Below are 26,310 nucleotides of genomic sequence, written 5' to 3'. Positions count from 1 at the left end.
GTTTTTGAGTTTATTCTACACTAAAGAGATATGGATAGACCGGCTGATCCCCTTGATGGATTTCAGCTTCTACATCTTCAAATTTTTCTTCTAATTGATCTGCGATTTGGGCTGCCAATTCTTGGTTCCCTTCTTCGCCAACATAAATTGTCACAATCTCACTATCTTCATCCAACATTTTTTCAAATGTTGCTTCAAGAGTTTGCGTCATATCTGGATTTGACACGACGATTTTACCATCAACCATTCCCAAATTATCATTTTCATGAATTTCAAGACCGTCAATAGTCGTATCACGAACAGCCGTTGTCACGCTTCCGCTCTTCACATCTGCAAGTGACGCTGTCATGGTTTCAAAGTTAGCAGCGATATCTCGACTTGGATCAAAGGCCAACAAACTTGTTAAACCTTGAGGAACAGTACGTGTTTCAACAACTTTAATCGCCACTTCAGCAACTTCTGCTGCTGATTGAGCTGCCATGAAGATATTTTTATTGTTTGGCAAAATGATGACGTTACGTGCATTTACCAAATCAATAGCTTTAACAAAGTCTTCCGTTGATGGATTCATTGTTTGACCGCCAGAAATCACATAGTCTACACCTTGAGATTTCAATATTTCAGTCAAACCATTACCCGCTGCTACTGCAATAATAGCATATTCTTTTTGCTCAGTAGGACGTTGGAATTCATTTGTAACTTTTTCAACAACGGCGTCATGCTGTTCACGCATGTTGTCTACTTTCACTTTGACCAAACTACCATATTGAAGACCTGCTTGCATAACAAGTCCTGGGTCCTCTGTGTGGACGTGAACTTTTACGATTTCATCATCATTGACCACAAGAAGTGAATCCCCAAGATCGTTCAAATAATTACGGAAATCATCATAGTCGAATTCTTTTACGTAAGTCGGACCTTGACGAAGCGCCACCATAATCTCGGTACAGTAACCATATGTAATATCTTCCGTTGCAACATGACCCGCAACCGATTTATGATGTTCAGCATTGATCATTTCCGACATAACAGCAGGTGTTGCCTGAAAATCATCAGAAGCGATATATTCCCCTGTCAAAGCTGATAAGAAACCTTCATAAATATACACTAAACCTTGACCACCGGAGTCAACAACGCCAACTTCTTTCAATACTGGAAGCATTTCTGGAGTCTTTGCTAAGGCACGTTTAGCACCTTCAACAGTCGCACGCATAACCTCAACGGCATCATCTGTCTGCTCTGCTTTTTTAAGTGCCGCAGTCGCAGCGCCACGAGAAACTGTCAAGATAGTCCCTTCAACTGGTTTCATAACGGCTTTATAAGCTACTTCAACACCACTTTGGAAGGCTTGTGCCAAGTCTTTTCCATCTAGCTCTTCTTTGCCTTTGATAGATTGACCAAAGCCACGGAATAATTGAGAAGTAATAACGCCTGAATTCCCACGCGCACCCATAAGGAGACCTTTAGAAAGGATTTGACCGACCTCACCAACTGTATTAGCTGGTTTGTCCGCTACTTCTTTGGCACCATTTGTAATGGTCATGCCCATGTTGGTTCCTGTGTCACCATCTGGAACAGGAAAGACATTCAATGAATTTACATATTCGGCTTGTTTATTCAGACGGGTTGACGCAGCCTGCACCATTTCTTGAAATAAACTAGTTGTAATTTTAGACACAATTATTCTCCTACGACCTTAATATTTTGGATATAGACATTGACAGTATCCGCTGCGATACCTAATTGATTTTCCAAGTTGAATTTCACGCGCTCTTGGATATTGCGTGATACTTCAGAAATCTTGACACCGTAGCTCATGACCGTATAAACATCAACCACAATGCTACCTTCTTCAGTTGTTTTAACCACAACACCTTTTGCATAATTTTCTTTGCGAAGAAGGGCTTGGAAATTATCTTTGATAGCTGACTTACTTGCCATACCGACTACACCGAAAATCTCAGTCGTTGCACCGCCTACAACCGTAGCGATGACATCGTCTGTCAATTCAATTTGGCCGTCTTTTGTATTGATTTTAACAGTCATATTTTGTTACCTCAAATAGTTTTATCACACCATTTTATCATATTTTTAGGGAGCTGTAAAAAGAAGACTGTGACAACAGAAAAAGCAGGTTTCAGACAAAGAAAAAACAGCCCTAGTGGGCTGCTGTTTCTATTAAACGCGTTCAACTTTGCCTGATTTAAGAGCACGAGCTGAAGCCCAAACTTTCTTAGGTTTACCGTCGATCAAAACAGTAACTTTTTGAAGATTTGGTTTAACAGTACGTTTTGTTTGGTTCATCGCGTGTGAACGGTTGTTGCCTGATACAGTCTTACGACCTGTAAAGTAACATACTTTAGCCATTTGTATTTTCCTCCTACGTAGACATGTATATGTCCAGATTTTTCTAAATCAAAACAATATAAGGATGTGCTAGCACCACATACCTATCCATTCTATCAAAAGAAAGACCATTTGGCAATAGGCGCAAGCTATTTTTTTGAGACGAATTAAGAATAAGAAACTTTCTATAAAACAACAGAGTTCATCGTGCTTTATCCTATTTAACTGCTTTTGAACAAGTGTACTCTTCCTACAAATTGAAAAAAGCCTTCTCAAACAGAAGGCTTTTCGTCTTTTCCTAAATGCCGACTATAGGGATCGAACCTACGACCTACGCGTTACGAGTGCGTTGCTCTACCAACTGAGATAAGTCGGCTTACACCCCATATTTTATTCCTTCTCAAAAATTTGTCAACAGGATTTGAAAAAGAAAAAGTAGACTTTCATCTACTTTTCTAGTTTATTCCTTTTGTATTTTTCTTGTAAATAGCAAAGCTGATGAGACAAAGTCCCAGACAAACCAGAAGGAAGCAAGCTGCTGTGGCAAAGTTTGTCAATAGGCTTCCTACCAACAAAGTAATGGCAGAAATAATGGCTAAAATTGGTGCCACAAATCCTGTCAGACGATTTTTAATCTCGCCTTTTAAGAACAATCTCAAAACAATGAAATACAAGAAAATGAAGCAGGTATTATTGAAAACGATGGTAATTTCACTAATGTCACTTCTCGGAAGAAGATTGAACTTGCTCACCAAATAATGAATCCCCAACCAAACCAAGGTTACGCCTGCCACAGATAAGCTTGCTGGCACAGATAATTGGTATTTGAGATGGATTTTTGCCATTTTCTCACTCTTAATCCAGCCACGCTCCGCAAATGCCTGTGGCAACCGCATAGTTGCTAGTAGCATACCATTAGAGACACCCAAGACTGCGATAATGATGATGACCAAAAGGATTTTACTGATAAACGGACCATAGACCAGATTAGTCGCATGGATAACCGCATCATTACCGGTTGTCATGATATAAGTGGGTCCCAAAATTTGGGTCAAACCATAAAAGAAAATCAGGTAGAGCACCAAGATTAACATGGGTCCAATGATAAAGGCGCGAGAAAGATTACGCTTGGGATTTTTAATTTCTGGAGCAATATTAGCGACGACTGTCCACCCATCATAGGCAAAGTACAACGGCATCAGGGCTGAGAGCCAGCCAAAACCTACATCTCTTGGCTCAATAGGAGTCAATTCCTGAGGTAGTTGTGGCGCCTGCCCCTGCCAGAAAAGTCCGACCAAAGCAATAGCTAATAGTGGAACAATTTTAATCAGCGTAGACAGGGATTGAAAATAACCTGCAAGCATTTTAGAATAGATATTCAAGAACGTTAATATAACCAAGTAGAGAGCTGCTAACAAAGTCTGAGCTTCAAGACTTGATTGGCTACCCAGTGTAAAATTAGCTGCCACCCAAGCTACTACTGCAATCACCGTGGGCAGATAGACATAGGCTGAAAAAAGACCAAGAGAAGCTGCTAGTCCTGGACTAATATAGCGGGCATAGTAAGAAAAGATTCCCCCATTTTCATCATGGCGTGTTGCCAACTCAGAAATACCAAGGCTACCAAACACCACTGCAAAAGAGCCTAAAGCAATGACTAGCATCCCTAGCCAGACATTTCCACCAGCATATACTAAGATGTCATCCACCTTAAAATAAATTCCAGACCCAATCACCACTCCTACAATCATGGCAATAGCTGTCGTCAATCCATAAGTTTGAACAATTTCGTGTTTTTTCATTCGTTTATTTTCCTTAACAATCAATTTCCTATTCTGATTAACGATTGGTCAATCAATAGGATATCTCATTACAAATGTGTTTGGGACAAAAGTAATGCCAAGCCTCTTTTTGTAATAAAAAGCGAAAAGTGATAATCGCTCAGTGAACTCTAATGCATCGTTACCTTTGTATCATTTTTCGAGGGTAATTCCTACACTCCTGTAGGATATATAGTGATAACATAAAGAGAACATAAATAAATGGAACCAGAGTGCGATTTTTAGAGGCAAACATGGTAGCAGACATAGCCAAAGCTAATCTTGTTGCAAAGCCAATGACTAAGAAATAGAGCGCCCATATTCCTTTTCTCTTTTCTTTAAATAATCCATAAATCACTATTCCAATTAAGCAATACATGACGATATACAGAAGAGTGTAACGAATCGTCCGACCCGCAAGCAAATCTAGGTAAAATTTCTCTTTTGCCAAATGAATGACATGGCTCATATTATCCAGAAGATTAAACCCCAAATGGCTCATATTATCCAGAAGATTAAACCCCAATAGATTGAGGCAATCCGCTGCAATGAGCACACTTGGAATCATTCCCACAAGAAAAGCCAATCTACGTCTATTCCAGCAAGCAACTAGAAGCAACACCCCTAGGAATAGAAATAGAAACGGATAGGTAATAGCAAACAATTCATCACTAGTATGCATAAAGATCATCATGATTCGTTCCAGTAGACTAACCCGATCAAAATTTGGAAAGAAGACTGGAATTTCAGTTGCTTTTCGGATAGCATTGCCAGGACAGCACATTGCCGACCCCAGTCCAAGAAGTCCAATACCGAAAAAGATCATATTCCAATTCGTTAAGCTTCGTCTAATAAATAATTGATACACCATGATTAACAAAAGGAGTATCATAAACTGCTCCTGCATCATAGCCAAAATCAAGAAGGGAATTGATAGAGCTCTCATCCAAGGCAAGGGGCGACCTTTTAAATGAAAAGCGAAGCGAAAAGCAGCCATTGGAATATAATAATTGGTCATTGTGGCAACAAGACCCGCACTTACAAAAAATTGAATAGAAAACATTCCCAAAAACAGGATGGGAACCAAAAAACTCAACCAAGTCTGTCCAAATTTCTCTTCGAAATCCTTTACGTTAACCTTTATAAAGAAGAAAGTCGTGATAAAAATAGTGACAATAAACTGAACGATATGAACACTAAAATAAGCAGTCAACCCTTCCAGGAAAAAACGACTGGACCAAGTCATATAACGGTGCATCATAAAGCCAATATAGCCATAACGAAACTGCCCAATAATCTGAGCGAACCAAGCTTGATCTCCAGGATGAGATAATTGATCAATACAGATTATTGTAAACCAAAGCGCACTAAGTAAAATCAGCGCGGGCATAAGTATATGGCGATACTTCTCTATAATGTTTTTCACACCTATAAAAATTTTCTTCATCTAATTCATTACTATCTTCTTTTTAATATGTTCCATTATACTATATTCTCTATAAAAAGTCTCTACCTGTTTAAATATTTAAACACTCAATCTTTCTACTAAATAACAACCTAAATGGTGTATCAAAAAAGGCCTGTCCATTGGAACAAGCCTTTCTATTTTTATCGCATTAAATCGAATTAAGCTTTACCAGCTGAACCGAATACATCGATACGTTCTTCAACAGATTCTTGGATAGCTTTTACGCCATCAGCAAGGAATTTACGTGGGTCGAAGAGTTTTTTCTTGTCGTATTCTGCTTCGTTTGCTTCATAAGCAGCAGCAAATTTACGAGTTGCTTTCGCAAAGGCGATTTGACACTCAGTATTCACGTTAACTTTCGCAACACCAAGTTTGATAGCTGCTTGGATTTGATCGTCAGGAATACCTGAACCACCATGCAATACAATTGGGAAACCTGGAACGGCATCCGTCAATTTTTGCAAGTGCTCAAGATCAAGACCAGTCCAGTTTTCTGGGTAAGGACCGTGGATGTTACCGATGCCTGCTGCCAAGAAGTCGATTCCTGTAGCAACCATAGCAACTGCATCTTCGATTGGTGCCAATTCACCTGAACCAACGATACCGTCTTCTTCACCACCGATAGTACCAACTTCAGCCTCAACTGATACACCTTTAGCATGAGCCAATTCAACTACTTCTTTTGCTTTTGCAAGGTTTTCTTCAACTGGAAGGTGTGAACCATCAAACATGATAGAAGTGTAACCAACTTCGATACACTCAAGTGCATCTTCATAATGACCGTGGTCAAGGTGGATTGCAACTGGAACGGTGATGTTCATTGATTCAATCAAGTTTGCAATCAAGTTACGGGCAACTTTGTAACCACCCATGTATTTTGCAGCACCCATAGAAGTTTGGATAAGAACTGGAGCTTGTTTTGCTTCTGCTGCGCGCAAGATAGCTTGTGTCCACTCAAGGTTGTTTGTGTTGAATCCACCAACAGCATAGCCGTTTTCACGAGCTGCTTGGACGAATTTTTCTGCTGAAACTAATGGCATTAGTATCGCCTCCTAATAATTTTTTGGGCATAACCCATACCCTTTTATTCTACCACTTTTCGATTCAAAATGCTAGTTCAAATGTGATTTATTGCACAGTTTTCATTTTCTTTTTCAGAAAACAAAAAAAGACAGGTGCAAAACCTGCCTTACATGATGCGGAAAGGGGGACTTGAACCCCCACGACCTAAAGCGGTCACAGGATCCTTAGTCCTGTGCGTCTGCCAATTCCGCCATTTCCGCTGTCTCTTAACAACAGAAATTATTATATCAGTTGCTAGAAACAAAGTCAATACTTTTTTCAAAAACTATTTAAAATTTCTTGGAAAAATTGCTTAATCTTTTAGAGATTGTTTTCCATTGCAGCTGTAACAAAGGCTGTGTAAAGCTCTTCGGCGTGATTTGGACGGCTATGGTATTCTGGATGGTATTGAGCTGCCACGAAGAATTTTTTATCTGGAAGTTCCACGATTTCCATAAGACGGTTGTCTGGAGAGACGCCTGAAAAGACAAGGCCTGCTTTTTCAAAATCCTCACGGAATTTGGTATTGAATTCATAACGGTGACGATGGCGACGTTGCACCACCTCTTTATTTCCATAAGCCGCTGCTGCTTTCGAACCTACTTTTAACTTACATGGATAAAGACCGAGGCGGAGCGTGCCCCCCATATCTTCAATGTCAATCTGATCTCGCATGATATCAATGATTGGGTATTTTGTATCTGGATTAAGCTCAGCAGAGTTGGCATCTGTCATATGGAGAACGTGACGAGCAAATTCCACACAGGTCAGTTGCATGCCGAGACAGACCCCCAACGTTGGCACATCATTTTCGCGCGCATAACGAATGGCTTGAATTTTTCCTTCTGTTCCCCGTTGACCAAATCCACCTGGCACAATGATACCATCTGCATCAGCTAAGAGCTCTGCTGCATTTTCTGAGGTTACATCATTGGCATTGACCCAATCAATTTGAATAGCTGAATCGTTGACATAACCTGAATGTTTGAGAGCTTCAACCACAGACAAATAGGCATCTTGCAATTCCACGTATTTCCCAACCAAAGCAATCTTAGTTGTTTTCTTGAGGTTAAGAACCTTATCCACCATTGCAGTCCACGCTGTCATGTCTGCTTTTGGTGCATCCAATTTTAAATGATCACAAACGATTTGGTCCATCCCCTGCGCTTGCATATTAAGTGGTACTTGGTAGATGTGTTCCACATCCATGGATTCGATGACTGCCTCAGGTGCCACATCACAAAATTGAGCCAATTTATTTTTAACCCCTTGCTCAACAGGCTGCTCTGTACGGATCACCAACATGTTTGGCTGAATCCCTAAACCACGTAATTCTTTGACAGAATGTTGAGTTGGCTTAGTCTTCATTTCACCAGCAGCTTTTAGATAGGGAAGTAGAGTCGTATGGATATACATAACATTATCCGCACCAACATCAGCTTTCATCTGGCGAAGGGCTTCAAGAAATGGCAAGCTCTCAATGTCTCCAACTGTTCCACCAACTTCCGTAATAATAACATCAGAATCCGTGGTAATGGCTGCACGCTTAATTTTTTCCTTGAGTGCATCTGTAATATGAGGAATGACCTGTACAGTCGCACCTAAGTATTCTCCACGACGTTCCTTACGCAATACCTCACTGTAAATTTTACCCGTTGTTACATTTGAATATTTATTGAGATTGATATCAATAAATCGTTCATAGTGCCCCAAGTCAAGATCTGTTTCCGCACCATCATCCGTCACATAGACTTCACCATGTTGGTAAGGACTCATGGTTCCCGGATCAATATTGATATAAGGGTCAAACTTTTGAATCGTTACTTTGAGACCACGATTTTTCAAAAGACGCCCAAGGCTAGCCGCCACAATCCCTTTACCGATAGAAGAAACCACGCCACCTGTGACGAAGATATATTTTGTTGTCATAAGACCCTCCATTTTCTATTTTTGACAGTTGTCGAGTAATATCGATTGCAAAACATTGACCATCAATATTGCGTCACCCGAACATCCCCCACAACCATCATTTGAGCGACCTGTGGTCGCCACACAATTCTCTGGGAAAAACAAAAATAGCTCCCTAGAAACTAGGGAGCCTTTCTCTTGACCTCTAAATGAGGTGCCCGAACAATACTATATCGTAATTTTAAGAACTTGTCAACTTAGATGAAAAGGGAGTTAGATAAAAATCGGTCATTTCGTAGAAATTCGATTTTTCAGTACTTTTCATTTTAGAGTACTGACCTAAAACAGTCTACTAGACTGTTTTACTCCCACCTCCACACAGTTAGTCATTAAAATGAAATAAAAATAGAAAGCTGGGACTCTTATCCCAGCCTTTTCTTTTTATTCTTCCTCTTCAGAAAAATCGTCATCCTCATCATCTTCTTCATTCAATTCAACATCTTCATCCACGTCATCATCTGGAATGATTTTCTTGATTTCAGAATCGTATGATTCCACTTCGTCTTTTTCATCATCTGGATTTTCTTCATCATATTCTGAAGCATCTTCTGTTTCTTCGTATGAACCTTCATCTTCCGGATCATCGTTGCCATAATCAATGGCATCAGCATCGCCATCCATAAAGGCGTTGACGCGTTTTTTCTTACGTTTTGGTGCATCTTCATCGTCTTCTTCAAGTGTGATGACTTCTTCATCGATTTCATCAACACCATACCAAGAGCGGAGGCCCCATTTATTTTCACCGAGTGGGATAAAACTACCATCCACATTCAAGTCTGAGTAGAAAATTGGCAAAGCTGCACGGATTTCGCTGTTTGATTTTTCAAGATAGTTTTGAATCTCGTTAACCAAATCGTTGAAATACATTTCATTGTCACGGCCACGTTCCTCTAAAATGGCACGCGCTACTTCGATCATCGACAATTCACTTTTTTCTTGCCCTTTAAATACGTTTAATTCCAAGGTCTTTCTCCTTTTTTGTCTTTCCATACTATTTTACGCTAAAATACACAATTAGTCAAAGAGTTTATCAATGAAAAAACCAGACAAGCTTGTCTGATTTTTCCGGAGTCAGTTGAATCCTTATTTAACAGTTGCTGTTGAAGTGATAGCTTCTACTGCTTTTTTAACAGTAATATCATGTTTCAACATATCTTCTGAAAGGAGGCTACGTACTTGTGCTACTTCCATGTTGTAGTTTGCTGCTAATTCTTCGATTTCAGCTGTGATTTCCTCTTCAGTTGCGTCAAAGCCTTCTGCTTTTGCAATAGCTTCTACAACCAAGTTTGTTTTCGTACGTTTTTCAGCATCTTTTTCGTATTGAGCATGAAGATCATCTTTAGTTGTACCAGTAATTTGGAAGTACATTTCAGGTGAGATACCTTGTTGTTGCATGCTGCTCATGAATTCATTCATAGCACGGTGCACTTCTTCGTGAACCATTTCGCTTGGAAGGTCAACGATTTCAGCATTTTCAACAGCCAATTCAAGTGCTGCTGATTCAACTGCATCGTCAAATGCGATTTCTTTAGCTGCTTCCAATTCCTTACGGTACTTAGCTTTCAACTCATCAAGTGTTTCTACTTCTTCGTCAATATCTTTTGCCAATTCATCATCAAGAGCTGGAACTTCTTTTGCTTTTACTTCATGAACTGTTGTCACAAAGAGAGCATCTTTACCAGCCAAGTCAACTGCTTGGTAGTCTTCTGGGAATGTTACTTTCACATCAACTGTTTCGCCAGCTTTCGCACCGACCAATTGGTCTTCAAAATCTGGGATAAATTGGCCTGAACCAAGTTCAAGAGAGTAGTTTTCGCCTTTTCCGCCGTCAAATTCAACACCATCAACAGATCCAACAAAATCGATAACAACAGCATCACCGTTTGCTGCAGCATCTTCTTTGATCGTCAATTCAGCCAAGTTGTTGCGTTCACGTTCAATTTTAGCATCCACTTCTTCGTCAGTCACTTCTTTTGAAGCTTCTACAGATACTTCAAGGTTTTTGTAGTCACCCAATTTTACTTCAGGTTTTGTGACAACTTCAGCATTGACAGTCCAGTCTTGACCTTTTTCCATTGAAACAACATCAATTTTTGGTTGTGCAACGACTTCGATACCAGCTTCTTTAACTGCTGCTTCGTATGCTGCTGGCAAGAGTGCATTCACAACATCTTGATAAAGAGCTTCTTCGCCAAAACGTTGGTCAAAAATAGCACGAGTTACTTTCCCTTTACGGAAACCTGGAATGTTGATATCTTTTTTAACGTTGTTAAATACTTTTGTCAACTCTGGTTGGATTGCTTCTTGAGCGATAGTGAACGTCAAAACGCCACGGTTTGTTTCTTTTGATTCAAATGATACAGACATTGTGTCTTTCTCCTTAAAATTTTATTGTCATCCTACCAATTCTATCATAAAACAAGGAAAAATCAAAGGTTTTAACACATTTTATCATTAGCATACAAAATAAGCAGAGCTAGAACAGCCTGCTTGTTTGCATTTATTTTTACGCCTTTCGGATCGGGTCCGATTGATAGAGTGCTCGTGCACCACCAATTAATTTTGGTCGGCTAGCAAGTGCCGTCACATGTGCGCCGCCCAACTCACGTATAGTTGGTCGAACAGGAACCTGCACATGCTTGACGTGCATCCCAATGGAGGTATCGCCAATATCTAAACCTGCCTGTGCAGTGATGAATTCAACTTCGACAGGATCTTTCATGAATTTGAAAGCTGCTAATTGCCCACTGCCTCCCGCATGAAGACTGGGAAGAACATTGACAATTTCTAAGCCTTTTTGAATAGCGAGTTCACGTTCAACCACAAGCGCACGATTAAGATGTTCACAGCCTTGGACAGCAAGATAAATCCCACGTTTCGTTAAGATTTCTAAAATAGTAGCAACAATAACTTCTCCAACTTCCAGACTGGAATTTTTCCCTATATGCCCTCCTACGACTTCACTAGAGGATAAGCCCAAGACAAAAATGTGTCCAGACTGGATAGCTGACTTTTCAAGAACATTTTCTAATAGGAGTCTTGTCTTTTCTGCTAACAGTTCTAATTGCATACTATCTCCTTTCTAGGCTTTTAGACGTTTCAGTCCCATATAAAGCAAGTAACCGCCTATCATACCTACAATATTTTGCACGGTATTGGTCATAACTTCTGCAAGCGCAGCTCCTAGACCACTCATGACAGTAGATGCTAGAAAATAGATGGCAACCATAAAGACTGTCGCCCCCACCAAGCCTAGCGCACGCTTTTTGCCAGAAAAACCAGCTAAATACCCTTGACCTCCATGTGCCAAAAGGGAAATGAACATCCATTGGGGATAACCCGCTAAGAGGTCAAAGAGAAAGGCAGAAAACCCACCGACAATGGCTCCTTCTTTTCCACCTAAATAAAAGGCAGTGAAGAAAATCCCTACATCTAAGAGTGTGGTTACGCCAGTTGGGGTCGGGAGCGTGACAAACATACCGAGAACAATAGTGAGGGCAGTCAAAATGGCTAGCAGGGTCAAATCATTGGTTTTTGTTTTCATAAAGAGTTACTCCATAAGAATTTGCATGTTTGATGGTGCTTGTAACATAGCTTTTTGCTAGGGAAACCGCTGTAGAGATATCATCGCCTACTGCTAAATGACTCGCGATAGCAGAAGAGAAAGTACAACCTGCTCCGTTATTATTTTTATTCAATAGCGGAGCTTGAAATGTTTCCAGCCCATCCTCAGTTAGAAGGACATCTATGGCTTGATTCGTATCCAAACGATTGCCACCTTTGATAACGACATTGTGTGCTCCCCTATTTTTGAGCACTTGCGCGGCTATTTCCATGTCTGCAAGACTTGAGATTGACATGTCAGACAATATTTCTGCTTCTTTAAGATTAGGTGTAATGACAGTGACTTGTGTAAAAAATTCTTGAAAAATTTCTTGCATAGTAGACACACTATCATCATCATTTTCCTTAAATACAAGAACAGGGTCTAAGACGACAGGTACTTGCGGACGTGATTGAATGAAATCTAGAACCGCCAAGGCTATCTGCGGCGTTGGTAAGAGACCAATTTTGATGATTGCAAAGTCTACTGTTGACAGACTGTCCAATTGCTTTTGGAAAGGCACCAAGTCTGTCGGGATAATTTCAAAACCATCTGGACCATTCGCTGTCATACATGTTTGTGCCAAAAAACCAAACAAGCCATGGTTGGCAAAAGTAGCGAGATCGGCTTGAAAACCGCCACCGCTGAGAACATCGTTGCCTGCAATGGTCAAAATATAATTAGTCTTCATAACGAATCTCCTTCAGATAAAGACCATTTCCTGCTGCGGTTGGACCTGCCAATTCGCGATTTTTTGTTTCCAAAACTCTGCGAATTTGGCTGACAGGCATGCGTCCGTTGCCAATTTTTAGAAGAGTTCCAACCATGTTCCGCACTTGCTTGTAGAGAAAACCATTTCCAGAAAAGGTAAAAATCAGGAAATTTCGCTTCTCGTCATAGTGAATAGTGGCTTTTGTAATGGTACGAACCTTATTTTCCACGCTAGTACCCGATGCGGTAAAACCTGTAAAATCATGGGTCCCGACCAAGTCTTTGATTGCTTCTTTCATAGAAGCTATCCCTAGTGGGAAAGAATAATGCGTTGCATAGTTTCGCATCATGGGATTTTTAGGTCGCCCAATATCCACTAAAAATTCATAAGTTTTGCTATGTTTATGATAGCGAGCATGGAAATCGTCTGCTACTACTTCAACTGCTACGATATCAATATCCTCTGGGCATTGAGTATCCAGACCGAAGCGCAGCTTTTCCACATCCCTCTGACCTGGTAGATCAAAATGAATGACCTGCCCATAGGCATGAACACCGGCATCCGTCCGTCCTGCACCATGGACGGTCACTACTTGACCGCTATTCAGACGCAAGAGCGTCTTTTCAATCTCTTCTTGAACAGTGCGCGCATGAGGCTGACGCTGAAAGCCGCTAAAATTGGTCCCATCATAGGAAATAATCGCTTTGTATCTAGTCATAAAAGAATTGTACCTCAAGACAACCTATTTCACAAGTGGAGCAACCTCGAACTGTACTAGGACAGAAATTGTGTGATTTTTTGTCGCGTTTATGCATAAAATAGTGTATAATGACTGGAAAGGAGGCGTGCCATGACACATGCATTTGAACCAAAAACGACGGCTTATGAGCACGTCATTGACCATTTACGAACAAAAGGAATCCGCATCACAGAAACCCGAAAAGCGGTGCTAGCCTATCTGATTGATAGCAAGGAACATCCTAGCGCTGAAATGATTTATAGGGACCTGAGACCAGATTTTCCAAGTATGAGTCTCGCTACCGTTTACAACAATCTCAAGGTGCTAGTCGACGAAGGATTTGTCACAGAAATTAAGCGCAATAAGGACACGACCACCTATTACGACTTTATGGGGCACGACCATCTCAATGTCATCTGCGAAAAATGTGGTAAAATCACTGATATTGACGTGGATTTCCCATCCTTCAACCGCATTGCTCAAGAACAGACTGGCTACCGTATTACCAAGGAAGTCGTCACTATCTACGGCATCTGCCCAGATTGCATTGCAATAAACTAAGGAGCTTGACCTCGGTCCATGCTCCTATTTTTATGAGAAAGAACAGCAAAATGAAACTATTCTAACCAACAGACCATTCCAAATCTTAGCTTAATAGGTTGCCAAGCGTTTTTCCAGCGCAGCTTGCCCAAAAGCATATAAAGTACAAATCACCCAATAAAGCAAGGCAACGCAAATATAAACCGTCATATAATCTGACTTAGCTCCGCCGATGATTTTCGCCTGATTAAACATCTCCGGAACAGTAATCATAGCTGTCAAAGACGTACTTTTGACCATATCCAAGAGAACATTGCTAAGAGGTGGTAAAGCAATCCGAAAGGCTTGTGGGATAATGACCTTACGATAAATAATGGACTTCTTCAATCCGAGCGAACGCGCGGCTTCCCATTGACCATTGTCAATAGCCTTGAGAGAGGAACGGATAATTTCCGAAATATAGGCACTGGACATAAAGGTAAAAGCGATGATGGTGGACATGATAGCATCCAGCTCAATTCCCATAAATGGAAGTCCGAAATAAATGAAAAAGAGGAGAACCATTAGAGGAATGCCACGCATGAGTGAAACATGAAGACTGGAGATCCATCGAAAGAGCGGTAATGGAGACATCCGTAAAAGGGCTACAAAAAACCCAAAGAAGGTCCCCAAACCAAAACCAATGAGAGATAAAGCCAAGGTATAAGGCAGACCTTTTAGGATTTCAGGAATCGCCTCCAAAGCTAATGTCAGGTCGAAGAGCGCTTGCCAATTGATCATAGAAAACTCCTAGAGAAAAAGCTGGGCGTGCCCAACTCTCTCTATTTTATCATAAAATCTAAGTTTATTTGACGTCAGAAACGTCTACAACTGGCAAATCTTCTGTTCCTTCTGCTGGTTTTGTCAAATCTTGACCAGCATAATATTTCTCAGAGATACCTTTCAAAGTACCATCTTTTTTCATTTCTTCAATGACCTTGTCCAACTCTTTTTTCAAGCTATCGTCATCTTTTTTCATGACCATTCCTTGCTCAGTTGGATTATATTTTGCTTCACTCATCTTGACTTTGATATCTGGGAATTTTTCAGTGATGAGTTTAACAGCAATCACTTGTGTGTAGTAGTCATTTGGAATGAAGTCTGTACGACCAGTTGATACATCACGAAGGTAAACATCATTGGTCACATTGTCATAGATAACTGGATCAGCACCTAATTTTTCAGCGATTTTCATATACTGTGTACCAGCACCACCACCAGCTTTTTTGCCTTTCCAATCTGACAAATCAGCTGCGCTAATGTTGGAAGAGCCATCTTCGCGGACAATCATACCACTGATTGAATATTTGTAAGGAATAGAGAAGTTATACTTTTCGAGACGCTCTTTTGTTGTGTCAAAGTTGTTCACAGCCACATCCACTTTTCCACTATCCACAGATGTGAAGGCTTCTGCAACACCAATTTCTTGGTATTCGATTTCGACATCCAAACGCTCGCCGATTTCATTCATCATATCGATTTCATAACCAACTAATTTATTTTCATCATTGTAAAATGAAGTCGGATAAAGAGTACCGGGCGTTGCAACTTTCAAAACTCCAGCTTCTTTAATTTGTTCCCATTGGGTCATCTCAGCTTTTGAAGCATCTGTTGACGACTGATTCGAGCAAGCAGCAAGAGCCAACGAGGACAATAGCAAAGCGGAAGTAAGAATTTTCTTGAACATTATAAAATCTCCTTTTCTTTTGGTGTTAAATCACCAACGTTTTCAGGTTAACATAATGAAAAGGTTTTATCAATTATTTGAACTGATATTTTTTCACAATTTTTTCCACTTTTTTCGTGCAATTATGCTTCATAAGAAAAATAGTTTCTTATTTTCACAAATTATTTAAATCAAGCCATTTTCTTTCAATTGCTGAGCGACTTGCAAAAGTAGATCTTCGCGACCTTTGGCAGCTGTCAGTTGGACACCGATAGGAAATCCTGCTGCCGTTTGGTAAGTCGGCAAACTGATAGAAGGTTGTCCCGTCAAATTAGCCTGTTGAGTAAAAGGCGTCCAAGCTAGACTTTCCGCAAACATTTCCCAAATCAAGTCTTGCTGCTCATTCATTGAAAATTGATCCATGTGCAGCAACTTATCCTTTAGAGTTTCCTTCAAGTCAAATTGACCATGAAGCGGCGCTATATCCGCTACAGTGGGTGTCAATAGTAGATCATAGCTTTCGTGGAAAAGTGCCATCTGAGCACTATAACGGTCCCAATCCTGCAAAACTTTAGAATATACCTTGGCCGGAATGCTTTGTCCACTGCGGAAAATAGCCCAAGTCATGATTTCCATATCCTTAGGTTTCATATCACGCGCAAACCCTGCTTCAATCTCATCAAACATCTGCGCTGTCTCAACGCTATTCATGATATAGTACGATTTCATCGCTTCAATTCCATCCAGTGGTTGTCTAGTTAGTTCAACAACCTCATGCCCCAACACTTCTAATTGTTTCACCAGTCGATAAACAGCCTCCCGCGCATCTTCAGAAACAAGACTTCCAATAGGAGACTCAGTGCTAAAAGCAATCTTGAGCGTTTTTTTCAAAGAACTGGTCAATTGATCTTCATCCAAAAGCGGCAATGGGAAAGGACTTTCCAACTGGCAAGTTTGCATTCCCATCAGAAGATTCCGAGTATCGCGCACTGACTTGGTCAAGGCAAAATGACAGGAAGCCCCCTGCCAACCTCGGTAAGGGCCGGGACCAGCCGGCAAGCGCCCACGCGTTGGCTTGAGACCAATTAAACCATTAAAACTTGCCGGGATGCGGATAGAACCACCACCATCAGAAGCACCAGCAATTGGCACCATACCAGATGCTACTGCTGCTGCCGCACCACCGCTGGATCCACCAGCATTTCGACTAATATCAGCAGGTAGATTGACTGGACCGTGCAAAGAGCTATCCGAGATATTCTTAAACCCAAACTCTGGTGTATTGGTCCTTCCTAAAATGATGAATCCCAATTCTTGAAGCCGTTTGACATAGTTGTCTGTTTGACTTGCTTTGTTCTTCGCAAATAAACGAGAACCGAAAGTACTTGGCTGACTTGCTTGCGTTTGACCTAAATCTTTTATCAAAATCGGCACACCACCAAATGACTTCCCAGCAAAATTTCCTGACTCTGCACACCACAAAGCTTCTTCATATCGCTTGGAAACAAGAGCATCGAGACGTGGGTTCTCTGCTTCAATCTTTTCAATGGCATCTTCAACTAATTCTCTCGGGGATACTTGTTTGTCACGAATGGCTTCTGCCATCTCTGTCGCATCTTTCCACATAGACTTCTCCTTTCTTTGCCTTCAGACTAACATGTTTTAATGGAATGAGCAAGTCTCGCGCAGCAATTTTCCACAAGAAAAAGAGTTTGAAACCCTGAGATTTCAAACTCTAATACTTTTTATAATTCTTCAAAGGCGTCTTTGACTTTATCGAAAAAACCTTTTTTCTGTGGATTTACCGCGATGTTCCCTGCATTGGCAAATTCTTTCAAAGCTGCTTTCTGGCGATCATTGAGACCAGTTGGTGTAACCACATTGATGGTCACATACTGGTCGCCTTGGACTCCGCCACGAAGGCTTGGTGCACCTTTTCCTTTTAGACGGAATTTCTTACCAGTTTGTGCCCCTTCAGGAATGACCAAATCCACATCCCCGTGAACTGTCGGCACATGAACAGTATCGCCCAAGGCAGCCTGTACAAAGTTCAGATTGAGTTTATAGTGGATGGTCGTCCCATCACGCTCAAATTTGTCTGAAGCTTGAACTTGGATGACCACAAAAAGATCCCCATATGGCCCTCCATTGAAACCTGCTTCACCTTGACCAGCCAAACGAATTTGCTGACCAGTTTCAACCCCTGCCGGGATTTTCACGGTGACAGTGTGCGCTTCTTTTTCATGACCAGTTCCGCGACAAGTTGGACACGGTTCTTTAATTTCTTTACCGGTACCATGGCAGACATCACAAGTTACCTGACGACGCATGGTTCCAAGTGGCGTATGGGTATCTACGCTAATGACACCCGAACCATGACAGCGCCCACAAGTTACAGGACTAGTCCCTGGTTTAGCACCCGAACCTGTACACGTATGGCAAGTGGATTCACGATTGTAGCTAACTTCTTTTTCCGCACCAAAAATCGCTTCCTCAAACTTGAGATTGACACGATACTGAAGATCATCCCCTTGACGAGGTGCATTTGGATTGCGCGCTGCACCGCCACCAAAGAAAGAAGAAAAGATATCTTCAAATCCTCCGAAGCCACCAAAACCTCCGGCACCACCACCGAAGCCACCATTAGCTCCAGCACCACCACCGAAGCCACCATTAGCTCCAGCAGGACCATATTGGTCGTAAGCAGCACGCTTTTGAGTATCACTCAAGGTTTCGTAAGCCTCTTGAACATCCTTATATTTTTGCTCTGCACCCGCTTCCTTGTTGATATCTGGATGATATTTTTTTGACATTTTGCGGTATGCTTTTTTAATCTCGTCCTGTGACGCATCCTTGGAAACACCCAAACGATCGTAGTATTCTGTATTGTTCATAATTCAAGATACCAAGCCCGGAAAAAGCAAAGTGAAAATAGGAAATCGGCAGAAAATCCTGATTTTCTAGACGATTTATCTTTTTCACACAGTTTTTAGGGCGGGTTCATTTCCTTTCTATAATAAAGATTCTTCTCTCGATAAATTCCTAAGAAATAGGAGTTTTGATATCAGACGACTTGCGTTCAAAGAAAAACGATCTTTTTGGCACAGTCTGAAGCCCGTGTTCAGTTTAGAACACCTGTATTCCTTTCTGTAAAGATTTAAGCGGTCTTCGACCGCCTGCTGTCGAAGATAGCGCAGTAGATAATGGGCAGTCCACGACGCTTTCGCTTGTGACCGACCTCATCACTCTTGCGGAGATACGGCGACGAAATCGCAGTCTTGCTGACCAATTTCTGCCGTATTCTCAAAAACAGAGGCTGGTTTTCAACCTCTGAATTTGTACTTTATTTACAAGATGAATTGAGCACGACCTAAAATCCTAGTGAAAAAGAGAAACTTTCTTGTGAGCAAGCACACAGCGTCAGTTTCCTATTTTCATACAGATTTTTTAACGGTCTTTGCATCTTACTTTTCCGTAAATTCTCCGTCTACAACGTCATCATCTTGGCCGCCAGTGGCTTGGGCACCTTCTGCGCCACCTGCTGCTTGTTGTGCTGCGGCTGCTTGTTCGTAAAGTTTCACTGCAAGAGCTTGTGCTTTTTCGTTGAGAGCTTCCAATTTTGCTTTCATATCGTCGATATTATTTGCTTCTTGAGCTGCTTTTAATTCATCAAGAGCTGCTTGGGCTGCATCGCGTTCTGTGTCAAAGCCTTTGCCTTCTGTTTCCTTGATTGTTTTTTCAGTTGCAAAGATAGCTTGATCCACGTTATTGCGGAGATCCACTTCTTCTTTACGTTTAGCATCTGCTTCAGCATTTGCTTCCGCATCTTTCATCATGCGGTCAATTTCTTCGTCTGTTAAACCAGAGTTTGATTGGATAACGATATGTTGTTCTTTTTGAGTACCAAGATCTTTGGCTTTTACAGAAACGATACCATTTTTATCAATGTCAAATGTTACTTCAATTTGTGGAATACCGCGAGGAGCTGCAGGAATATCAGTCAATTGGAAACGTCCAAGAGTCTTGTTATCTGCTGCCATTGGGCGTTCACCTTGAAGGACATGAATATCAACAGCTGGTTGGTTGTCTGCTGCTGTTGAGAAGACTTGTGATTTAGAAGTTGGAATCGTTGTATTACGATCAATGAGTTTTGTAAAGACACCACCCATTGTTTCGATACCGAGTGATAATGGTGTTACGTCAAGAAGGACAACGTCTTTGACATCACCAGTGATGACACCACCTTGAATAGCAGCACCCATAGCCACTACTTCGTCAGGGTTCACAGATTTGTTAGGTTCTTTACCAGTTTCAGCTTTAACAGCTTCCACAACTGCAGGAATACGAGTTGAACCACCGACAAGGATTACTTCGTCGATTTCTGACAATGAGAGGCCAGCATCAGAAAGAGCTTGACGAACTGGAGTTTTCGTACGTTCTACAAGGTCACGAGTAAGGTCATCGAATTTAGCACGAGACAAGCTCATTTCCAAGTGAAGAGGTCCCGCAGCGCCAGCGGTAATAAACGGCAAGCTGATTTGAGTTGTTGTTACACCTGACAAATCTTTTTTAGCTTTTTCAGCAGCATCTTTCAAACGTTGCAAGGCCATTTTATCAGCAGCCAAGTCAATGCCGTTTTCTTTCTTGAATTCAGCTACTAACCAATCAATGATTTTTTGGTCGAAATCATCACCACCAAGTTTGTTATCCCCAGTAGTTGCCAAAACATCGAAGACACCATCACCGAGCTCTAGGATAGAAACGTCGAAAGTACCACCACCAAGGTCAAATACCAAGATTTTTTGGTATTTGTCTGTCTTATCCAAACCGTATGCAAGAGCTGCGGCAGTTGGTTCATTGACGATACGTTCTACTTCAAGACCAGCTATTTTACCAGCATCTTTTGTTGCTTGACGTTGCGCATCATTGAAGTAAGCAGGAACCGTGATAACGGCTTTCGTCACTTTTTCACCAAGGTAATCTTCTGCGTAGCCTTTCAAGTATTGAAGAATCATAGCTGAAATTTCTTGCGGTGTGTATTCTTTACCATTTGCTGAAACTTTTTCAGAAGATCCCATTTTTGATTTAATAGAGATAATGGTTTCTGGGTTTGTAACTGCTTGGCGTTTTGCTGCATCACCGACGATGATTTCGCCGTTTTTGAATGAGACTACTGAAGGTGTTGTGCGGTTACCTTCTGGGTTTGCGATGATTTTTGATTCAGTTCCTTCAAGAACTGCAACCGCTGAGTTAGTTGTTCCTAAGTCAATACCGATAATTTTACTCATGTTTGTTTTCCTCTTTTGATATTTTTTCTTTTTATGACACTCAGTTTAGGTGGTACGGACGCCATGAAACCTTCGGTTTCATGGCTAAGATTTGAGCCAAAGGTCTCAAATCTTCCGTGAGTTAGAACACCTATGTTCTAACTTTTTTACCACGACAGTGAGTGTCAGATTCAGTAAGCCTTCGGCTTACTCTCTGTTAACAATTTTAGGTAGTTTATAGTCATTTCGGACAAGTGTCTATTACGACGTAAAATAGCAAAATCGATATCATTTTGCTATCAAGCTAGTAAGGCAAGCCGCCATAGCGATTCCCGTTTTCTGATGAGGTGCTTCAGCACCTATAAGAAATAGCTAGTTATATACCACCACCATTGCCGGTCTCAATAGACGTTCATGGAGTTTGTAGCCTTTCTGGAAGACTTGTGCAATGCTATCTACCGGATGGTCCTCATCCGCTTGTAGCGTTTGAATAGCCATGTGAAAATTAGCATCAAAAGTTTGCGTTTCAATCTCTTCAATTCCCTCCTCTTTGAGAGCTTGGATTAAGCTTTCTTGAGTCATTTCAAGGCCTTTTCTAACATCTTCTGTCAAACCCTCAACCGCAAGCGCTCGCTCCAGATTATCCAAGCTTGGCAAAATTTTCTTAGCCAAATCTTGCGAACGATAACGTTGCAAGGTCTGGCGCTCCTCATTAGCACGGCGTTGAATATTTTGCATCTCGGCATGCGCTCGAAGATACTTGTTTTCAAGTTCATCTGCACGCTCATTTGCTAATTCTAATTCCGATTTCTCAGGAATTTCTTCTGCAACTGTTTCTGCCGCTTCAACTTCCTCAAGAACCTCTTCGTTTTTTATTTCTTCTGACACTAGAAACCTCCTTTTATATCATTAGCTTTGAGACATCCGCTTTTCTAAGCATCTTTCTCTTAGCTTAATTCATTTCATAATGATTACTATTTAAGTAACGATAGTAGTCGCTCAACTTCAAAAAAAGAACACGACTAATGATATTAATCAGACTCACTTGACGCCTGTAATCCATTTCCACAGGACCAATTAAGCTCATCTGTCCCATCCCTCGATAAGGTATAGGAAGTTGATGATGAATAACCGTTACATTTTTTAATTCGGAGTCTGAACTTTCTCCCACAAAGATACTGGTCTGCTCAAACTCGTTTCGATCAGCTCGTAGACTGAGAGCTAATGATTGCTCATTCTCTAAAAATTGGTAAGTTGCAAATGCCCCATATTCTAAAGCAGCTACTTTACCAGCCACAAAAACTGATTCCTGGAAAAGATTGGTAAAGATATAATCCATCAAATCGAGGACATTATCGGTTGTTGTGAAATATTTTTGCACTACCTGCGGAATTTCTGTACGCAATTTGTAATGGATATCGAGGACGGTTTTCCCACGAAAACGCTCATACACCAAATCCCTCAAAATCACCAAATCTTTTGCAAGAAAATTCTTTGGAATAGCAAACTGGACAGTCAGCGGACGCGAGTCATCCAAGGTCAAAACCGCTAGGGCATCGTGAGACGAAAGCTGCACGATATCAAAAGAGGTCAAAGTCTGAACTTTTGGCTCCACATCCAATATCACTGATGTGTAACCTGTCAAATCTGCCAAGACTTGACTAGTTCGCTCTAAGATATCTTCCAACTTGAAAGCCTCGAAATCAAACGCCTTCATCACCTGATAGATATCTTCTTCTTCAATCAAGTCACGATTGAGAGAATGGGTAACAAAGTACTGATAACCTGCTCGACTGGGTAAGCGCCCACTCGAGGTATGTGCTTTTTCAAGCAAGCCAAGCTGTTCTAACTTAGCCATATCATTACGAATGGTAGCACTACTAGAGGAAACGACTTCCTGCAAAGCCTTCGACCCTACAGGCTCATGATAGCGAGTGAAAAGGTCCACAATCAAATTCAAAATGTCATGTTGACGTTCTGTAATCATGAGAATCTCCTTTCTAGTTTTGAGTTAGCATTCTGACATATCGAGTGCTAAGTCTATGATTTCATTATACGCCGAAAAAATAGAATGTCAAGATAAAAACCACAACATATAAATACCTGCTAGGAGATTGTTTAAAAAATGAACAAAGATAGACTCTTTGATCTCTCCTCGACGCGCATAGGCTACAAACAGAACACTGCCCACCGCAAAATAAAAGAGTATTTCAAGGATAGTTGTAGAATGGAGAAAAGCAAAAATTCCTGTCGTCACCAGCCAAGATAACCAGCCCGTGGAGCCATTAAATAGCAGTTGGATATAATTCCCACGAAAAATCAATTCTTCCACAATTGGTGCAATGACAGCAATGACCAATATATAGAGAATAGCAAATGGCAGAAATCCACCTTTCATCATTTTGCCTAATTCCAATAAACCAGCATCATTTGCTGAAGTAGCCCGTCCAGACACTAACCGAATGAAGATAGTTCCCGCAATAGCAATCACCCGTCCAGACACTAACCAAAGAAAGGCAAAACCAATATCTCTCCACTTGATAGATAAATTACTTGGTTGCAAGCGGTGGTAATACTTCCATAAAAAGACCACAATCACCATCACTAAAACGACATAAAGAATAGCTAGACTGCATGACAGGCCTAAACTAAAAGCTTTCTGATATTGTAAAAAGAGCATGGGTGGTAAGTTTGTAACAAAGACAAGTGCCATTAGTCCAATCGCTTTTACTATTTTAATAAGATTTTGTTTCATTATTTCTTCCTTTTTGAAAAAGACCAAACAATTGATAGACTAGACCCGCTATGACTAACAATTGAAAAACTGCAATTCCATTTACAGCCCAATCCCAACCATTTTGAGGAGATAGACTCGTTCGCGGCCAGACAAATCCTCCGAAAGTCAGTACATTGAAAGCCAACACAAGAACTACTTTTTGATAATTTTCTTTCATTTAACTATCCCTTTCAATAATTTCTTTAGTTGGTAAAAACGCCAGCCAAGATACATCAATAGGGGAACAAGAACCGTTGAAAAACCGAAAACAAAACTTGGCTCTCGCCCTATCATAGTTGCCAAAACCAATAAATAAATCCCCAGCACAAGCAAGTAGCAACGTCTGAAAATCAGTTTGACCATTTGATACTGACTATCTCGATCACTGTAAATCTGATCTTCTTGGTCAGTCGAAAGAGCTTTTCGAAAAATAGAAAAATTATTGCAAGTGGCCACGTATTGCCAACCATAATCTTGGTAGATTTGCTGATAGGAGGCTTCATCGCTCCTATTTCCTTCCTTGAAATCCAAGCGATAGACCATATCCGCTGGTTCAACTGACTCAAAGTCTGTTATCCAGAACAACTTCCGTTTAGTTTTAGTTATCATGCTTCTTCCTTTCTCGCTTGATAAAATTGCCAGGTGAAATAGCCGACATAGGCTGACCAGCATAGCAAGACTAATATCAACCAGACAAATCTGGGCCATTTCCAGCTAGACATGGTCAACAAATCCATCGGACCAATCCCCAATATCAAAAAGGCAATACTCTTGCTAATCTGGAAAAATAAAATCCGTTTTTGATACTGTCGGAGACTGGATCTATCACTATACAATTCCAGCTCTTCTTCACTTGAGGCGAGCTCAGCTGGTTTTCGGAAAACAACGTAAGGCAAGAGCACACCAACCAACTCCCAACCCATTTATTTGGTGCCTGATAGAAGTCTAAACGATAAACGACATCTTCTGGTTGGCACGGCACAAATACCATCTTCCCCGTGAATGGACTAATTTCTTTGAGGGCTTGACCATTTTTATGTTGCTGCATCAGCAATTTTTCCATCTGTTGAGGTCGTAGCGGATTAAATCTTATCTTTTTCATACACAGCTCCTCGACTATTTTGATACAGGCGCTCAATGCGTGCCAGTTCCAAATTTAAAATTTCTTGCCCCAAATCCGTAATATGGTAGATTTTACGTTTATTTTCCTCACGAATAAAAGCGATCACCCCATCTTTCTCCATTTTAGACAAGGTTCCGTACATAGTTCCCGGACTGATTATCACCTGACCATCTGTCGTTTCCTTTGTTTTTTGGATGATGTCATAGCCGTGCCTCTCTTCTTGCAAAGCAAACAGGATATAAAATGCCGTTTCCGTCATGAGAACATAGACACGTTTTAATTTTTCATTCATAAATACCTTTCCGGATTTCGATATATCGCACCTCGATATAATTGTCAAGAATTTTCTACAAAAAAAGAAGGTCTCCCTTCTTTCCAACTTTATTTTGCTTCTAACTCGGCAATTATTTCCGCTCCACGTGCACGATAAGACATATCCCCGACTGTTTCAACTGTGAATTGATCATCTTTATAAGTTAGAACTGTTACACTACCATTGTCCAATGCTAAATCTTTTGGACGTTCTGGTTCCAGTAACTGAACCAAAGTTGCAATGGTCATTCCGTGACTCACTACAAAGGCATTGCCTCCGCCTTGCTTTTCCAAATCCTGAGCAATAGTGGTAAAACCATCCAAAATACGTCCACTCAATTGCTCCCATGTCTCCGCCCATTTGGCAGAATCCGCTTCATAAATACCATTGGCAATTTCTTCAAAAGTCATTCCTGAACCTTCTGCAATACCATTAATACGAGGTAGGACACCACTAAAGAGATCCGCATCATACATGCCTTCGTAGCTACCAAAGCACCATTCGCGAATGCGCTTATCTTGGTAATATGGAATTCCCCCTAAAATGCCCATCTCACGCTGCGCAATGGTAATAGTCTGAACTGTGCGCCCTAAATCGCTGGACACAGCAACATTGAAAGAAAGCCCTGCATCCTTGAGACCCAAACCGAGCTGACGAATTCCCTCCTCACCAACGGTGGTTAGTGGTGTATCACACCAACCTTGAATGCGTCCAATTGTATTAAACATAGTCCGTCCATGGCGGGCAATATATAATTTTGTCTCTGTCATGTCTGCTCCTCCTCACTTTTTTCCTATATTATAGCAAAAAAGAGTTGGGGACAAAAGGTTCCAAACTCTTTTTTATATGATTTATTTGTCTCACTCT

Annotated in this window: 27 protein-coding genes and 2 tRNA genes; 1 reads left to right on the top strand and 28 read right to left on the bottom strand. The window is 41.0% G+C overall.

Going from position 1 to position 26,310, the window contains the following annotated elements; all coding sequences use genetic code 11:
- Positions 1–10 precede the first annotated feature (10 nt).
- The 15 genes from AEX56_RS06815 to truA all read right to left on the bottom strand — a co-directional run bounded on the left by AEX56_RS06815 (position 11) and on the right by truA (position 13,698).
- Positions 11–1,678 carry a DAK2 domain-containing protein gene (locus AEX56_RS06815; RefSeq protein WP_049618458.1) on the bottom strand — a complete coding sequence of 556 codons (1,668 nt, stop codon included), beginning with the start codon at positions 1,676–1,678 and terminating at the stop codon, positions 11–13.
- Positions 1,679–1,680: 2 nt separating this feature from the next.
- The gene (locus AEX56_RS06810; protein WP_049618457.1) at positions 1,681–2,046 is read right to left on the bottom strand and encodes an Asp23/Gls24 family envelope stress response protein; all 366 of its coding nucleotides are present in this window, start codon (positions 2,044–2,046) and stop codon (positions 1,681–1,683) included.
- Between the two features lie 132 nt (positions 2,047–2,178).
- The gene (gene rpmB, locus AEX56_RS06805) at positions 2,179–2,367 is read right to left on the bottom strand and encodes a 50S ribosomal protein L28 (RefSeq protein WP_018164578.1); all 189 of its coding nucleotides are present in this window, start codon (positions 2,365–2,367) and stop codon (positions 2,179–2,181) included.
- 282 nt (positions 2,368–2,649) lie between these two features.
- Positions 2,650–2,722 (bottom strand) — tRNA-Thr (locus AEX56_RS06800).
- A 79-nt stretch (positions 2,723–2,801) separates the two neighbouring features.
- Complete coding sequence (locus AEX56_RS06795) at positions 2,802–4,148, bottom strand: APC family permease (protein WP_049618456.1); 1,347 nt, start codon at positions 4,146–4,148, stop codon at positions 2,802–2,804.
- Positions 4,149–4,308: 160 nt separating this feature from the next.
- On the bottom strand, positions 4,309–5,613 hold the full coding sequence (locus AEX56_RS06790) for a hypothetical protein (protein WP_049618455.1): 1,305 nt from the start codon (positions 5,611–5,613) through the stop codon (positions 4,309–4,311).
- 179 nt (positions 5,614–5,792) lie between these two features.
- The gene (locus AEX56_RS06785) at positions 5,793–6,674 is read right to left on the bottom strand and encodes a class II fructose-bisphosphate aldolase (RefSeq protein ID WP_049618454.1); all 882 of its coding nucleotides are present in this window, start codon (positions 6,672–6,674) and stop codon (positions 5,793–5,795) included.
- A gap of 157 nt (positions 6,675–6,831) precedes the next feature.
- Positions 6,832–6,917, bottom strand: a tRNA-Leu gene (locus AEX56_RS06780).
- A gap of 100 nt (positions 6,918–7,017) precedes the next feature.
- On the bottom strand, positions 7,018–8,625 hold the full coding sequence (locus AEX56_RS06775; protein WP_049618453.1) for a CTP synthase: 1,608 nt from the start codon (positions 8,623–8,625) through the stop codon (positions 7,018–7,020).
- 420 nt (positions 8,626–9,045) lie between these two features.
- The gene (gene rpoE / locus AEX56_RS06770; RefSeq protein ID WP_049618452.1) at positions 9,046–9,627 is read right to left on the bottom strand and encodes a DNA-directed RNA polymerase subunit delta; all 582 of its coding nucleotides are present in this window, start codon (positions 9,625–9,627) and stop codon (positions 9,046–9,048) included.
- 120 nt (positions 9,628–9,747) lie between these two features.
- Complete coding sequence (tig, locus tag AEX56_RS06765) at positions 9,748–11,031, bottom strand: trigger factor (RefSeq protein WP_049618451.1); 1,284 nt, start codon at positions 11,029–11,031, stop codon at positions 9,748–9,750.
- Positions 11,032–11,170: 139 nt separating this feature from the next.
- Positions 11,171–11,734: a TIGR01440 family protein gene (locus tag AEX56_RS06760; protein ID WP_049618450.1), complete on the bottom strand. Its 564-nt coding sequence runs from the start codon at positions 11,732–11,734 to the stop codon at positions 11,171–11,173.
- Between the two features lie 12 nt (positions 11,735–11,746).
- Positions 11,747–12,208, bottom strand: coding sequence for an ECF transporter S component (locus AEX56_RS06755; protein ID WP_049618449.1), 462 nt, complete (start codon positions 12,206–12,208; stop codon positions 11,747–11,749).
- A complete protein-coding gene (locus AEX56_RS06750; protein ID WP_049618448.1) occupies positions 12,189–12,959 on the bottom strand; it encodes a bifunctional hydroxymethylpyrimidine kinase/phosphomethylpyrimidine kinase in 771 nt (256 codons plus the stop codon). Before AEX56_RS06750 ends, AEX56_RS06755 begins: the two co-directional genes overlap by 20 nt.
- On the bottom strand, positions 12,949–13,698 hold the full coding sequence (truA, locus tag AEX56_RS06745; RefSeq protein WP_049618447.1) for a tRNA pseudouridine(38-40) synthase TruA: 750 nt from the start codon (positions 13,696–13,698) through the stop codon (positions 12,949–12,951). Before truA ends, AEX56_RS06750 begins: the two co-directional genes overlap by 11 nt.
- Positions 13,699–13,830: 132 nt before the next feature.
- On the opposite strand from truA, the gene AEX56_RS06740 reads away from it, so the two are divergent.
- Positions 13,831–14,280, top strand: a complete 450-nt coding sequence (locus tag AEX56_RS06740) for a Fur family transcriptional regulator (protein WP_049618446.1) — start codon at positions 13,831–13,833, stop codon at positions 14,278–14,280.
- A 90-nt stretch (positions 14,281–14,370) separates the two neighbouring features.
- On the opposite strand, the gene AEX56_RS06735 is transcribed toward AEX56_RS06740, so the two are convergent.
- From AEX56_RS06735 to AEX56_RS06675, 13 genes are all read right to left on the bottom strand, one after another.
- A complete protein-coding gene (locus tag AEX56_RS06735; RefSeq protein ID WP_049618445.1) occupies positions 14,371–15,039 on the bottom strand; it encodes an amino acid ABC transporter permease in 669 nt (222 codons plus the stop codon).
- A 64-nt stretch (positions 15,040–15,103) separates the two neighbouring features.
- Positions 15,104–15,985: a transporter substrate-binding domain-containing protein gene (locus AEX56_RS06730; protein WP_049618444.1), complete on the bottom strand. Its 882-nt coding sequence runs from the start codon at positions 15,983–15,985 to the stop codon at positions 15,104–15,106.
- 165 nt (positions 15,986–16,150) lie between these two features.
- Complete coding sequence (locus tag AEX56_RS06725; protein WP_049618443.1) at positions 16,151–17,590, bottom strand: amidase; 1,440 nt, start codon at positions 17,588–17,590, stop codon at positions 16,151–16,153.
- 119 nt (positions 17,591–17,709) lie between these two features.
- The gene (dnaJ, locus tag AEX56_RS06720) at positions 17,710–18,858 is read right to left on the bottom strand and encodes a molecular chaperone DnaJ (protein WP_049618442.1); all 1,149 of its coding nucleotides are present in this window, start codon (positions 18,856–18,858) and stop codon (positions 17,710–17,712) included.
- A gap of 570 nt (positions 18,859–19,428) precedes the next feature.
- A complete protein-coding gene (dnaK, locus tag AEX56_RS06715) occupies positions 19,429–21,252 on the bottom strand; it encodes a molecular chaperone DnaK (RefSeq protein WP_049618441.1) in 1,824 nt (607 codons plus the stop codon).
- Between the two features lie 351 nt (positions 21,253–21,603).
- Complete coding sequence (gene grpE / locus AEX56_RS06710; RefSeq protein ID WP_049618440.1) at positions 21,604–22,119, bottom strand: nucleotide exchange factor GrpE; 516 nt, start codon at positions 22,117–22,119, stop codon at positions 21,604–21,606.
- Between the two features lie 64 nt (positions 22,120–22,183).
- Positions 22,184–23,218: a heat-inducible transcriptional repressor HrcA gene (gene hrcA / locus AEX56_RS06705; protein WP_049618439.1), complete on the bottom strand. Its 1,035-nt coding sequence runs from the start codon at positions 23,216–23,218 to the stop codon at positions 22,184–22,186.
- A gap of 87 nt (positions 23,219–23,305) precedes the next feature.
- Positions 23,306–23,986, bottom strand: coding sequence for a CPBP family intramembrane glutamic endopeptidase (locus AEX56_RS06700; RefSeq protein ID WP_049618438.1), 681 nt, complete (start codon positions 23,984–23,986; stop codon positions 23,306–23,308).
- Positions 23,967–24,185: a hypothetical protein gene (locus AEX56_RS06695; protein WP_049618437.1), complete on the bottom strand. Its 219-nt coding sequence runs from the start codon at positions 24,183–24,185 to the stop codon at positions 23,967–23,969. The genes AEX56_RS06700 and AEX56_RS06695 overlap by 20 nt, the downstream gene beginning before the upstream one ends.
- A complete protein-coding gene (locus AEX56_RS06690) occupies positions 24,182–24,616 on the bottom strand; it encodes a DUF2812 domain-containing protein (protein WP_049618436.1) in 435 nt (144 codons plus the stop codon). The genes AEX56_RS06695 and AEX56_RS06690 overlap by 4 nt, the downstream gene beginning before the upstream one ends.
- The gene (locus tag AEX56_RS09120; protein WP_236683021.1) at positions 24,613–24,930 is read right to left on the bottom strand and encodes a hypothetical protein; all 318 of its coding nucleotides are present in this window, start codon (positions 24,928–24,930) and stop codon (positions 24,613–24,615) included. Before AEX56_RS09120 ends, AEX56_RS06690 begins: the two co-directional genes overlap by 4 nt.
- Before the next feature lie 159 nt (positions 24,931–25,089).
- Positions 25,090–25,422, bottom strand: a complete 333-nt coding sequence (locus AEX56_RS06680) for a PadR family transcriptional regulator (protein WP_049618434.1) — start codon at positions 25,420–25,422, stop codon at positions 25,090–25,092.
- A gap of 89 nt (positions 25,423–25,511) precedes the next feature.
- Positions 25,512–26,213: a histidine phosphatase family protein gene (locus AEX56_RS06675; protein WP_049618433.1), complete on the bottom strand. Its 702-nt coding sequence runs from the start codon at positions 26,211–26,213 to the stop codon at positions 25,512–25,514.
- Positions 26,214–26,310: the final 97 nt, after the last annotated feature.

Origin of the sequence: Streptococcus sp. X13SY08 (assembly GCF_001182825.2) — a bacterium.
Lineage (GTDB): Bacteria > Bacillota > Bacilli > Lactobacillales > Streptococcaceae > Streptococcus.
This window is presented reverse-complemented; position numbering and strand designations above follow the sequence as displayed.